Source organism: Prevotella marseillensis (assembly GCF_900625065.1).
Taxonomy (GTDB): Bacteria; Bacteroidota; Bacteroidia; order Bacteroidales; family Bacteroidaceae; genus Prevotella; species Prevotella rara.
The window spans coordinates 2,668,521-2,681,834 of the sequence record NZ_UYXY01000001.1; the positions used below are offsets into that span (position 1 = coordinate 2,668,521).

The 13,314-nt window shown below is 41.9% G+C and carries 13 protein-coding genes; 9 read left to right on the top strand and 4 right to left on the bottom strand.

Annotated elements, in window-relative coordinates:
* The first annotated feature begins 9 nt into the window (after nucleotides 1–9).
* Nucleotides 10–1,632: a restriction endonuclease subunit S gene (locus EJL04_RS10810; RefSeq protein WP_125105350.1), complete on the top strand. Its 1,623-nt coding sequence runs from the start codon at nucleotides 10–12 to the stop codon at nucleotides 1,630–1,632.
* 53 nt (nucleotides 1,633–1,685) lie between these two features.
* Nucleotides 1,686–2,117 carry a restriction endonuclease subunit S gene (locus EJL04_RS10815; protein ID WP_125104935.1) on the top strand — a complete coding sequence of 144 codons (432 nt, stop codon included), beginning with the start codon at nucleotides 1,686–1,688 and terminating at the stop codon, nucleotides 2,115–2,117.
* Here the strand turns inward: EJL04_RS10815 and EJL04_RS10820 are convergent.
* A complete protein-coding gene (locus tag EJL04_RS10820) occupies nucleotides 2,097–3,470 on the bottom strand; it encodes a restriction endonuclease subunit S (protein ID WP_125104936.1) in 1,374 nt (457 codons plus the stop codon). The genes EJL04_RS10815 and EJL04_RS10820 overlap by 21 nt on opposite strands.
* 100 nt (nucleotides 3,471–3,570) lie before the next feature.
* Here EJL04_RS10820 and EJL04_RS10825 point away from each other — a divergent pair, with 100 nt between their 5' ends.
* Nucleotides 3,571–4,374 (top strand): tyrosine-type recombinase/integrase, encoded by an 804-nt coding sequence (locus EJL04_RS10825; protein ID WP_125104937.1) that lies wholly within the window; start codon nucleotides 3,571–3,573, stop codon nucleotides 4,372–4,374.
* Between the two features lie 140 nt (nucleotides 4,375–4,514).
* Here the strand turns inward: EJL04_RS10825 and EJL04_RS10830 are convergent, their stop codons facing one another.
* The 3 genes from EJL04_RS10830 to EJL04_RS10840 form a co-directional block, all read right to left on the bottom strand.
* Entirely contained in the window at nucleotides 4,515–5,150 is a 636-nt protein-coding gene (locus tag EJL04_RS10830; protein WP_125104938.1) for an O-methyltransferase, read from the bottom strand.
* 116 nt (nucleotides 5,151–5,266) lie between these two features.
* Nucleotides 5,267–5,689 (bottom strand): type II 3-dehydroquinate dehydratase, encoded by a 423-nt coding sequence (aroQ, locus tag EJL04_RS10835; RefSeq protein ID WP_053399010.1) that lies wholly within the window; start codon nucleotides 5,687–5,689, stop codon nucleotides 5,267–5,269.
* Between the two features lie 180 nt (nucleotides 5,690–5,869).
* Nucleotides 5,870–6,823, bottom strand: coding sequence for an NAD-dependent epimerase/dehydratase family protein (locus EJL04_RS10840; RefSeq protein ID WP_053399011.1), 954 nt, complete (start codon nucleotides 6,821–6,823; stop codon nucleotides 5,870–5,872).
* Nucleotides 6,824–7,200: 377 nt separating this feature from the next.
* Between EJL04_RS10840 and kbl the strand changes: the two genes are divergently transcribed.
* From kbl to EJL04_RS10870, 6 genes are all read left to right on the top strand, one after another.
* Nucleotides 7,201–8,391 (top strand): glycine C-acetyltransferase, encoded by a 1,191-nt coding sequence (kbl, locus tag EJL04_RS10845; protein ID WP_021855511.1) that lies wholly within the window; start codon nucleotides 7,201–7,203, stop codon nucleotides 8,389–8,391.
* 348 nt (nucleotides 8,392–8,739) lie between these two features.
* A complete protein-coding gene (gene xerA, locus EJL04_RS10850; protein WP_125104939.1) occupies nucleotides 8,740–9,669 on the top strand; it encodes a site-specific tyrosine recombinase/integron integrase in 930 nt (309 codons plus the stop codon).
* 206 nt (nucleotides 9,670–9,875) lie between these two features.
* Nucleotides 9,876–10,679, top strand: a complete 804-nt coding sequence (locus tag EJL04_RS10855; RefSeq protein ID WP_021855513.1) for a KilA-N domain-containing protein — start codon at nucleotides 9,876–9,878, stop codon at nucleotides 10,677–10,679.
* A gap of 27 nt (nucleotides 10,680–10,706) precedes the next feature.
* Nucleotides 10,707–11,552 (top strand): hypothetical protein, encoded by an 846-nt coding sequence (locus EJL04_RS10860; RefSeq protein WP_125104940.1) that lies wholly within the window; start codon nucleotides 10,707–10,709, stop codon nucleotides 11,550–11,552.
* Between the two features lie 502 nt (nucleotides 11,553–12,054).
* Nucleotides 12,055–12,549, top strand: coding sequence for a DUF3836 domain-containing protein (locus EJL04_RS10865; protein ID WP_277595993.1), 495 nt, complete (start codon nucleotides 12,055–12,057; stop codon nucleotides 12,547–12,549).
* A 96-nt stretch (nucleotides 12,550–12,645) separates the two neighbouring features.
* Nucleotides 12,646–13,293 (top strand): DUF2975 domain-containing protein, encoded by a 648-nt coding sequence (locus EJL04_RS10870; RefSeq protein WP_125104942.1) that lies wholly within the window; start codon nucleotides 12,646–12,648, stop codon nucleotides 13,291–13,293.
* Nucleotides 13,294–13,314: the final 21 nt, after the last annotated feature.

The window sequence follows — 13,314 nt, forward strand, 5'->3', positions numbered from 1 at the left end:
TAGAATATGATGAACGGTAAACAATTAAAAAACAGCATACTACAATGGGCGATACAGGGGAAACTTGTACCGCAAGACCCCAATGATGAGCCAGCATCTGTACTACTTGAAAAAATCAGGGAAGAAAAAGCAAAACTTGTTAAGGAGGGTAAAATAAGGAAAAATAAAAAAGAATCGATTATTTACCGCGGTGACGATAATTCCTATTATGAGAAGATACTCGCCACAGGAGAGGTGAAATGTATCGACGAGGAGATACCGTTTGAGATACCTACTTCTTGGAGTTGGGCAAGACTTATGAATGTTTCGATATATATACAAAGAGGAAAGTCTCCTAAGTATTCACCGATAAAAAAGTATCCTGTTGTTGCTCAAAAATGTAACCAATGGGCAGGATTCTCTATTGATAAAGCGCAGTTTATAGAGCCAGGAACTTTGTCCAAATACGCTGCTGAGCGAATTTTGCAAGATGAGGATTTAATGTGGAACTCCACAGGATTGGGAACATTGGGTAGAATGGCTGTATATTACGCAAGGCTTAATCCTTATGAGCTGGCAGTTGCAGATAGTCATGTAACAGTCATCCGATTGTTCAAACCCTTTATGTCTCCTCTTTTCTTCTATTTTTACTTCGCAAGTCCAACGGTTCAAAGTGTGATAGAAGACAAATCAGATGGCAGTACTAAACAAAAGGAGCTTTCGACTACAACTGTATGCAATTATCTTGTTCCTATACCACCAAGAAACGAACAGACACGAATAATATCAAAGGTTACTTCTTTACTACCTGTTATAGAAAAGTATGGAACACAACAAGAGAAATTAGATAAATTGAATAGAACAATAAATGAACAAATAAAAAAATCAGTCTTACAAGAGGCAATCCAAGGAAAACTGGTTCCGCAAAATGCATCAGAAGGTACAGCCCAAGAACTGCTCGAACAAATAAAGACAGAGAAGCTGAAACTCGTCAAAGAGGGCAAACTAAAGAAGTCTGCCCTCAACGATTCTGTTATCTTCCGTGGTGACGATAACAAGTACTTTGAGAAGAATGGATATACTGAAATAGATATTACTGACGAGATTCCATTTGAAATTCCTGATAGTTGGAGTTGGGTAAGACTTAATGATATATGCTCTTATATACAAAGAGGTAAGTCTCCCAAGTATTCTCCGATAAAGAAATATCCTGTTGTTGCACAAAAGTGTAATCAATGGAGTGGTTTTTCAATAGATAAAGCTCAATTCATAGATCCAGACACTTTATCATCATATGGTGAAGAACGAATTCTACAGAACGGAGATTTGATGTGGAACTCTACTGGATTGGGAACATTAGGGCGAATGGCTATTTATTGGCAAACATTGAATCCTTATGAATTGGCAGTTGTCGATAGCCACGTTACTGTTATACGTGTAATGAAAAAATTTGTTTTACCTCAATACCTTTATTACTATTTTACAAGTCATACGGTACAATCTGTAATTGAAAAGAAATCGGATGGTAGTACAAAACAAAAAGAGCTTGCAACTGCTACAGTAAAAAATTATATGGTCCCTATTCCGCCTCTTATGGAGCAAAGACGAATTATCTCAAAGATTAAGCAATTAGCAAGTATTATGAGAGGATAAATGGGCAAGCAATTGAAATTGAGCTTCCTTATGAATATCCAAATAGCTGGTCTGTGTTGCGTTTAAAAGATATATGCCAACTAATTGATGGTGAAAAGAAAAATGGAAAGGGCATTTATCTGGATGCAAAGTTCTTACGTGGGAAATCATCTGCCTCCATTGTAGAGAAAGGAAAAGTTGTCTATGCTGGAGATAATATCATTCTTGTGGACGGTGAAAATTCTGGTGAAGTTTTCTCTGTTCCACAGGATGGATATATGGGAAGCACATTCAAACAGTTATGGTTTTCTTCAGCCATGTGGAAACCATATATCTTAGCTTTCATTCTGTTCTACAAAGAGGAGTTGAGAAATTCAAAAAGAGGTGCGGCAATTCCGCACCTCAATAAAGAGCGATTCTACAATCTGCATATTGGAATTCCACCATTTGCAGAACAGCAACGTATAGCAGAACGCATAAATGAATTATCGCAGTTGCTCAAATAGTTTTTCTATTTGAACAACAATGCGATGCTGCTCCATTAATGGTGGAATTGGCAACAACGCTGTTGATAAACGTTCTTTGCCAATGTTGTAAAATGCCTGCCCTGATTTATTCGTTATAGACCTCATAAACTCAATCATAAAAGGGGAGCTTAAAATATAGAGAATATACTTTGAAAGCCATTGGTTTATCAGATGCAAACGAATAATAAAGACAAATCCACCAACAGTTGTATTTAACATATCACTATCCACTCTTGCCATTTTTCCTATGTTTTCCAGACTAGTAACTGCAGGTGTTAATATATCATTCTCTTTCAATAGTATATCTGTCTTAACTTTGTCTTGTGGTAGAAATATATCATCATCTTTGATTTTTAATTCAAAAGGTGATATATTACCACCACGCAAAATACGGATGCCCTGCTTTGTTATAGAAGTTTCTTCTTTTTTGAATGTGGCACCTGTAAAGATTGAGCATATATCTTTCAACCTACACAAATTCCAGCCACTAGGCAAATCAAAGGTAATTTCTTCAGTAATTTCGTTGATCTTTTTCCCTATCTGCTCATAATACTTGTTATCGTCACCTTTGTAAATGACGGAATGATTGAGAGTGGATTTTTTAAGCTTACCCTCTTTAACAAGTTTTTGTTTCTCAAGCATTATTTGTTCTAGCAATTCTTGTGCTGTACCTTCTTCTATAATCTGTGGAACAAGTTTTCCTTGGATAGCCTCTTGTAATATAGATCTTTTAAGTTGTTCCTTAAGTCTTATATTCATTAAATGGAGAACATCTTGTTGTTTACTATAACGTTCTATAAAAGAAGAAACTATGTACAGCTTTTCTGTAATCCGTTTTTGTTCATTTATGGGTGGAATTGGTAGTAGCATTTTAGCAAGTGTTTTACCATTACAATTAGGTTGCGCAGTTGCAATTGTGCCATTTTTTAACTGATCCCAGTATAATTGGCTTTCCATAAATGCTTTCATATAACGAGGGCAAAGCAATGAACTATACCGAGTTCTTATTAAGTAACCTGCGTAAATGGCTTTCATTGGAACTTTTTCTACCAAAAATGATTTTCCTACTGTACCACCTGTTCTGGCAAATAGAATATCATTAACCTCTAACAGATAGGTCCCAATATTTTTCTCTTCTATCATACAGAAAGGAACTGTCTCCCAAAGTACTTTGTTCTTTTGAATATCACTAATACGCACCATCTTTATAACGCCTTTTTCTAATGCTGGTGTATTATAACCATACTGAATAGATTGAGAGATATTTCCCCAACGTTCCCATTCCCAACCTCGTGGAATCTCAAATGGAATCTCCTCATCAATACATTTCACCTCCCCTGTGGCAATAATCTTCTCATAATAGGAATTAAAACAACTAATCTACGACGTTAATAATGTATATTTCACAATAAACATAATAAAATAAATTATCATGGTAGAAAAATTCAAAGATTATCTAATCCATTCAAACATGGCAAGAAACACTGTTGCAGCATACATTTATGCTGTAAATGATTTCAATTCCCAATATAAGGAATTGACGAAGAAAAATCTGTTACTTTACAAAACGTATCTTATAGAGACGTTTAAGCCCAAAACCGTAAATTTACGAATTCAAGCGTTGAACAAGTATCTTGAGTATCTACATAAACCTCGTTTACGTCTTAAATCAGTAAAAGTGCAGCAACGTACATATTTAGAGAATGTCATCAGCAATGCCGACTACATTTTTCTGAAAAATAAATTGAAAAAGGAAAATAATTTAGAATGGTACTTTGTTGTACGTTTTCTTGCAGCTACAGGTGCAAGAGTTAGTGAATTAATTCAATTGAAGGTAGAACATGTACATATTGGCTTTTATGACATTTATACTAAAGGTGGTAAAATACGACGTCTATTTATCCCTAAGAAATTGAGAGATGAAGCGAGGGAATGGCTTAAAATAAACAGTAGAGATAGTGGTTATCTTTTCCTCAATCGGTTTGGAGAACGAATAACGACACGTGGTATTGCACAACAATTAAAGAATTTTGCAATTAAATATGGACTAAATCCCAAAATTGTCTATCCACATTCATTTAGACATAGATATGCAAAAAACTTCCTTGAAAAATTTAATGATATTTCTCTATTAGCAGACTTGATGGGACACGAAAGTATAGAAACTACACGTATCTATTTACGTCGTACGGCAAACGAACAACAATCTATTGTGGACAAGATCATTACGTGGTAATGTAAAGAAATAATAAAGTCGCCATCAGTAAATTGATGGCGACTAACTATTCTGTTTTTCTTTAATCATTACAACAAAGTAAAAGTTAATACAAATTATACGAAAGACAAGAACACATTCTCTCACACGTTACAGCCTCATCACGGATTCTTGCGTATCAGCGTCAGTCCGTCGCGCAACGGCAAGAGGACCTTTTCTACGCGGGTGTCGTTCATCACGTAGTCGTTGAAGTGTTCAATGCCGGCAGTCTGGCGGTCGCTGCTCTTGGGCACTTCGAGCACATGGCCGTCCCACAGCGTGTTGTCGGCAAGGATGAAGCCGCCGGGACGGAGCACGGACAGCGCCATTTCGTAAGACTCGATATATGTGCGCTTGTCGCCGTCGATGAAAGCCATGTCGAACTCTATGCCCAGTTTTGGTGCCTCCTTTATGGCGTCGCCAATGATAAAGCGTATCTTGTCGGCCACGGGCGAGTTTTCAATCCACGGGCGCGTGAAGTCTTCCTGCTCGTCGTTTATCTCGTATGTATACACCATTCCGCCCTCTTCCAGTCCTTCCGCCATGCATATAGCGCTGTATCCGCTGAACGTTCCCACCTCAAGGATATTCTTCGGCCGTATCATCCTCACCAGCATCTTCAGCAGCCTGCCCTGCAGGTGTCCGCTCGCCATGCGTCCGCGCAGCAAGTGAACGTTAGTGGCACGCCACAGTCTGTAAAGATAGTCGCCCTCAGGGTCGATATGGGACAGAACGTAGTTTTCTAATTCAGAATTCATAATTCACAATTCACTTTTCTAATTCAGAATTCACAATTCATAATTGGGATGCTTTCTTAATTTTTAATTCTTAATTTTTAATTTCCTCCCCTTTCCTCCCAATTATGAATTGTGAACTATGAATTAAATATTATTCCTTCTATCGCAAGTCTGTAGGAGTCGAGACCGAAACCGCAGATGACGCCAAGGCAGGCGCACGAAATCATTGATTTATGGCGAAACTCCTCGCGCTTGTGTACGTTAGAGATGTGAACCTCAACAACGGGAGCTTTCAGCGAACGTATGCAGTCCTGCAGGGCTATGCTCGTGTGGGTGTAGGCTCCTGCGTTGAGCACTATGCCGTCGTAGGTGAATCCCACTTCCTGCATCTTGTTGATAAGTTCGCCTTCTATGTTGCTCTGATAATAGTCGATGTTTACATCAGGCATCTTTTTTCTCAGTTCGTCAAGATAAGCCTCAAAAGAGTTGCTGCCGTAAATCTCGGGCTCTCTACGCCCCAGCAGGTTCAGGTTGGGGCCGTTGATAATCATTATGTTCATAATATATCGCGGATTTATACTTTAAGCGGCAACATGCGTGTTGCCATAAGCAATATCGTTTATTGTGATGCAAAATTAATAAAAATAAGGTAAACGCAAGAATCATAAATAAAAAAACGGCGCGGCAAGCATCTTGCAAGATGCCTGCCGCGCCTTATCTATTATAATATATGTCTGCAATTATTTGCCGAAACGCTGTCTCAGTTTCTCGATCATGTCGCGTGTCATGGCGTCAAGGTCATATTCGGGTTTCCATCCCCACTCCTCACGCGCACATGTGTCGTCAAGAGAATTAGGCCATGACTCGGCAATAGCCTGGCGCAGCGGGTCCACCTTATACACCATCTTGAAGTCAGGTATATATTCTTTTATCTTGTTGTAGATAATCTCCGGCTCAAAGCTCATAGACGCAATGTTGAACGAATTGCGGTGCTTCAGTTTTGACGGGTCGGCCTCCATAATCTCTATTGCGGCACGCAGTCCGTCGGGCATATACATCATATCCATATATGTGCCGGCAGCTATCGGGCACTCAAACTCCTCACCCTTTACGGCCGAGTAATAAATGTCAACTGCATAGTCGGTCGTGCCGCCTCCGGGAGGTGTAACGTAAGATATAAGTCCGGGGAAGCGCACAGAGCGGGTGTCAACGCCGAAGCGCACATTATAATAATTGCTGAGCAGCTCGCCCGAAACCTTCGTAACGCCGTACATGGTCTTTGGGTCGCGCACGGTGTCCTGCGGAGTCTTGTCCTTGGGCGTGTTGTCGCCAAACGAGCCAATCGAACTTGGAGTGAACACGGCGCATTGTTTCTCGCGCGCCACCTCGAGCACGTTGAAAAGTCCGCCCATGCCTATCGTCCAGGCAAGCTGGGGCTTCACCTCAGCAACGGCAGAAAGGATGGCAGCAAGATTGTATATTGTATCAATCTTGTATTTAGACACCACCTCGCCTATCTGTTCAGGCTTAGTAACATCAACGACCGCCGACGGTCCCGACTCCAGAAGTTCGCCCTTAGGCTCTGCTCCGGGAATATAACCGGCAACGATATTTCCATTGTAAAGTCCACGTAACTTCATTGTCAACTCCGACCCAATCTGGCCGGTAGAGCCAATAACTAAAACATTTTTCATACTATAAATATTAGATTTACAATTAATCTTGATACATGCACAATATCTTCAATGGACACGCCACAACAACGGCAACCACGCACCGGCAGCCAAAACAACGGCTGCCTAAAGGCAACGCCACACCGGAAATGGCCATGCACAACATCAAATTAAGGTTAACCTGCCGAACCGCCGCCACACCAAGACAACAGACATGGACGGCATGCCGAGGCAGCAATAAGCAGCAGCCGTACACAAAACGGCGCATACATATAATGCAAAGATATGAAGAAAAGATTATATTATAACAAAATTTATCGGATTATTTACTCTATTTTCAAAAAAAAACAAGAACTTTGTAAAATGAAAACATTGATGTTAAACTTAATCTAAGAATTATGTACGGAAAAATGAAAGAGTTCCTCACGAAGGAACTGGACGGCATAAAGGCCGCCGGCTTATACAAGAACGAGCGTATAATAACAACTCCGCAGAGAGCCGGAATAAAAGTTGGCGACGGACAGGAAGTGCTCAACTTTTGCGCCAACAACTATCTTGGACTTTCTGACAACACACGCCTTGCCGAGGCTGCGGAGAAAGCCATGAAGGAAAGAGGCTACGGAATGTCGTCAGTAAGATTCATTTGCGGAACACAAGACATGCACAAAGAGCTTGAAGCCGCAATTTCCGATTATTTCAAGACCGAAGACACCATCCTGTATGCTGCATGCTTCGATGCCAACGGAGGTCTGTTCGAGCCATTGTTCACCGAAGAGGACGCCATCATATCTGACGCGCTCAACCATGCATCAATAATAGACGGCGTCCGTCTCTGCAAGGCTAAGAGATACCGCTACGCCAACGCCGACATGGCCGACCTTGAAAGATGCCTGCAGGAAGCACAGGCACAGCGCCACCGCATAATAGCAACGGACGGCGTGTTCTCTATGGACGGAAACGTTGCCCCGATGGACAAGATATGCGAACTTGCCGAGAAATACGACGCACTGGTAATGGTAGACGAGTCGCACTCTGCCGGCGTTGTAGGCCCGACAGGTCACGGCGTGGCTGAAAAGTTCAACGCTTACGGACGCATAGACATATTCACCGGAACATTAGGCAAGTCGTTTGGCGGCGCAATGGGAGGATTCACCACAGGCCGAAAGGAAATTATCGACATGCTGCGCCAGCGCTCAAGACCATATCTGTTCTCTAACTCTCTGGCACCAGCCATCGTAGGAGCCAGCATCGAAATGTTCAAGATGCTGAAGGAAAGCAACGCCCTGCACGCCAAGCTGATGGAGAACGTTGAATATTTCCGCGACAAGATGACCGCTGCCGGATTCGACATCAAGCCTACGCAGAGCGCTATATGCGCAGTTATGCTGTATGACGCAAAACTGTCGCAGGACTTTGCAGCCCGCATGCAGGACGAAGGCATCTATGTAACAGGATTCTACTATCCCGTAGTGCCTAAAGGCCAGGCTCGCATACGCGTACAGCTGTCGGCAGGCCACGAGAGAGAGCATCTCGACAAGGCTGTCAATGCCTTCATAAAGGTAGGCAAGGAACTCGGAGTAATCAAATAACACTCAATAAAATACGGCCAAGGCGGCACCACACGCTAAACTTGGCTGAGAAATAAAAATCCGGGGCATGTCGGTCCCCGGATTTTTTTAAGCTAAAACCGGGCGTTAGAGTTCAGCCTGTATTTCAGCCTTATATTGAGCTGATTTCCGTCTGATTTTCACAAGCATGGCAGACTATGGCCAGAAAGACGGACGAAAAGGCGACAACAGAAAACAAAAGACGGCTGAAAGCACAGATAAGCAAGACAGATAAAACTATATGCTGTCTAAGAACCGATTGTAGAATAAATCCTGCCGTGCAGACATGGCCATGACGCTAAAGCCGGGAAAATACAGAATAAAGCAAAGATGATTCAGAAAGAACAAGACAACATTATACACAAATATATCCGCTACATGAAACTTCAGCGTAATTATTCAGGCAATACGCTCGAAGCATACATCCTTGACATCAACAAGCTATTAAAATTCCTGAAGGACAACGGCATCAGTCCGGAAGCGGCAAAACTAAGCGACATACAATGCTTTGCCGCCTCACTGCACGACATAGGGATATCACCTCGCTCACAATGCAGGATTCTAAGCGGCGTGAGAGCATTCTACAAATATCTGTATCTTGACGGATACATCAAGGACGACCCTACAGAACTGCTTGAATCGCCAAAACTCGGCGACCATCTGCCCGAGGTGCTCACCACGGAAGAGGTGGACAGACTGGAGCAGGCCATAGACCTGAGCAAATGGGAAGGACAACGCAACAAGGCCATAATAGAGGTGCTGTTCAGCTGCGGACTGCGCGTCAGCGAACTTGTAAACCTGAAGATGTCTGCGCTTTATCTCGACGAACAGTTCGTAAGAATAACGGGCAAAGGCAACAAGGAGCGGCTCGTGCCTATATCTGAAAATGCCATAAAGCAGCTGAAATACTGGTTTATAGACCGCAGCCACATGAACATAAAGCCGGGAGAGGAAGACTATGTGTTCCTGAATCGCCGCGGAGCTCACCTGACGCGCACCATGATACTGATAATGATAAAGCGACTGGGTGCCGAGGCCGGCATACAGAAGACCATAAGTCCGCACACGCTGCGCCACAGCTTTGCCACCGCCCTGCTTGAAGGCGGAGCCGACCTGCGCGCCATACAGAGCATGCTCGGACACGAGAGCATAGGCACAACCGAAATTTACACCCACATAGACACGCACACGCTGCGCGAGGAAATCCTGAACCATCATCCGAGAAACATAGCTGCAAAGGATAATAAGGTGGAAGAATGAGCCGGCAAAGGCGTGGGACAAGCATTCCGGCACCTACGCTCGCAATAAATGTTTTTCATAATGAAATAAAACAATAATCTCTATTTTAGCTGTAATAAAACGTATATTTTGTGCTATTTGTTAAAATCCGATGTATTGCATTAAACACATATGCGGAATTCAGAATATTTGCTTAACTTTGCGTAAACCACAACTCATCATTAACAATGGCAAAAATTACCGTTCAAAATACAGATATTAGCATTGTAAAGTACAATGAAGAAGACTATATCAGCCTTACAGACATGGCACGAAGCCAACTGCAAGAGCATATTATCTTCCGTTGGCTTAGTCTTAAAAGTACTATTGAGTATCTTGGCGAATGGGAAATGTTATACAATCCCGATTTTAATTGTACCGAATTCGGTACAATTAAAAATGCGGCAGGAAGCAACAATTTCGTTCTTTCAGTAAAAACATGGATAGAAAGAACCAGCGCAATCGGCATTCGTTCGAAGGCAGGCCGCTATGGCGGCACATATGCACATCGGGATATAGCATATCATTTTGGCATGTGGATTTCTCCTAAATTCCAATTACTTCTTGTTAAGGAGTATCAGCGGTTAAAGACAGAAGAACAAAGGCTGCTCGGTTGGTCAGCGAAACGTGAATTGTCAAAAATCAATTATCGCATACATACTGATGCCATAAAGAAGAATCTTATTCCTATGGAAGTAACACCAATGCAAGCAAACATGATTTATGCTAATGAAGCCGACGTGCTGAACGTGGCGATGTTTGGTATGACAGCAAAACAATGGAGAGAAGCAAATCCTGAACTGAAAGGAAACATCCGTGATTATGCTACTATCAACGAACTTATCTGTTTGTCGAATATGGAAAATCTAAATGCCATTTTTATCGAACAAAATATAGCACAAAGTGAACGTCTGATTAAGCTAAACCAAATAGCAATCCATCAAATGAGCATATTGGAAAGTAGTGATACCGACCGTAAACTTTTGAAATAAATTATTTCATCTTAATATTCACAGATTATGAAAAAATTACTTTTTGCCTTTTTACTTGCTATCGTAATTCACAGTACATCTTATGCAAGTGATTTTTCAAAATATCGTGGTGTCTGGGCTTCAAATGATGCAGAAGCGGTTATAACAGACAGCATTTGTATGTTCTTTGAGAAAACTCCAACAGGTCTGAGAGCATTTCTCAATATCCCTACACAAGACATATATAGCTGTACCACTTACAAAGATTCGGCATTTGTCGTTGAAACCACTACGCCTCTTACACTCATTGACGAGGTTAAGACGGTTAACGGAACAGCCGCTAAGACTCTTCGTATTGGAGATAAAGTTATGTCTAAGGTAGAGGAAATAACAATCTGCAAGCCTTATGAAAAATCCATTGCCAAAAGCAAGTTAGACATCGGTAAGTGTCTACAGGAATGGAGACTTGGCGCCAGGTTTGGAAAAGATGGCGACGTTTTTATGTGTGAGGTCAATACAAACCGCCATATGTTTGTCTATTTGGTCAATGGCCGTATGATATATATTCGGGCTGCAGCAACAGCCAACAACAATAATGGCACACTGTTTTTTCAGAACATTCGTATGATGCGCAACGATAATACCGGAGAAATGACATCATATATTGAACCTGACAACTATAATATCGCCGCAAACGATTTGAATATTGACAATAGTAAGTTTAATCCCGACGCTTGCGTATTTAGTCCTGATGGCGGAATTTACTGGTCATTCATCTCGTTTACACCAGACCAAATCCAACTAAACGGCTGTGGCGAAACTTATTATATAAAGCGTACTGATCAATTTGACGAGTACTTTAAGTATATTCCCTACGAAAAAGCAGGCTTATAACAATTATTATTTCTGGGATAATGGGCTTTACCGTACCTTTGTGGCTTGGTAAAGCCCATATTTTTATTCAGGCCTGCCCGATGAACAGCTTTCATCAAAGCATATTACCATAAGCTTACCCCGAATCATCATACAGCATATAAGTTCTATCTGTCTTGTTTATTTATGCCTTCATCCGCTCAATGAAAAGCAGCAATCTGCCCTAATAATAAAGGTCTGTTTGGGTTAAAAGACCGTTAAAAGCCGGTATTTTATTGTTTTAATGTGTTAAATTATCGTTTTTCGATAAATTTTTATTGAAAATATTTGGAGCATTCAAATATAGTTCATACATTTGCATATCGAAAAACGATAAATGATTATTGATTTTAGATAACACCGCTTCCCGCAGGATATTAAAAAGACAATATCACGACGTAGTTTTTCAGAACAAAGAACGTCTAACGACAAAACAGATAAAGAATTAAATAAACAAGAATAATAACGAAATAAAAAATATAGCATTATGGAACTGATTACAATTACCGCCGCAACAATTATGAGTTTGTTCACAAGCATCGCAGGAACATCCAACTCTGACAACCGCTTCGCATACAACGCAGAGATGCAGGACGGTAAAGTAAGCGCAATAGTTACTTACGACAACAGCGGCAAATATCTTACAGCCAAGACACGCAAGCAATATACATACGACGACCAGGACCGCGTGATAAGAAAAGAGGTGATGAAGTGGAACAGCGACAAGCAGAAATGGGAAAACTACCTCTGCATGGACTACACCTACAACGCCGGCAACACTGTGCTCGACATGAAGATATGGAAGAACTGCGACAGCGCCTACGTGCAGAGCCAGCGCATGACATACAGCAGCATCAGCGGAAACGCCACAGGAGTTGACTGCTACACATGGAACAAGAGCAGCAACATGTATGAGCTTAACGACAACTACGTACTGCTAAGCGACTACACCGCCAACCTGCTGGCCGACATGAAATGACAGCAACAACGACTCTCTCTAACTAAATAAATAAAGGCCTGCCCGCCGGCCGTGAAAACAGGGCGGCGGGCATTTTTATGAAAAATACGCAACAAGATGAAAACAAAGCTCAACATATTCTGCCTGCTTATCTTCGCCGTTATCATCGTAGACATATTGATGGCCACCGACCTTATGTTCAGCGGCATGGTCAGCGGATATAAGTCGGCCAAGCACATCCAAGAGACAAACACTGAAAGCGTGGACGGCTATCGCGTTGTGTCGCTCATACCGAACGAAATCACATGGCGCAACGCAATAACCATAACCGACAGCGCAACGAATAAGTCGTATAGGGCATGGCCTACACAGATAAACCTGCCGATAGAGGATTCTTCAGGCACAGCAGGCAGCATTCTGTCAGTAATCATAGGCATAGCAATAATGGTGGCAGGCATCATCACGCTGGTTTCGTTCATACGCTTCGTGCTGAACATCAACCGCAACAACATCTTCACACGGAAGAACACGAAATACCTTAAACGCATAGGCTGGTGCATGGTGATAATAGGTCTGCTGGCAACGATAAAATATTGTAACGACGTATATGCCGCCACACAGACGTTCAGCCTGACGGGCTACACCATCGGATATTCAGACGCCGTGTACACGGGCACGATACTCTTCGGACTATTCTCTCTTGTAATGGCAGAGTCGTTCTCCATCGGACTGAAGATGAAAGAGGAACAGGAACTCACGATATAATAACCTACGTAAACAACTCTA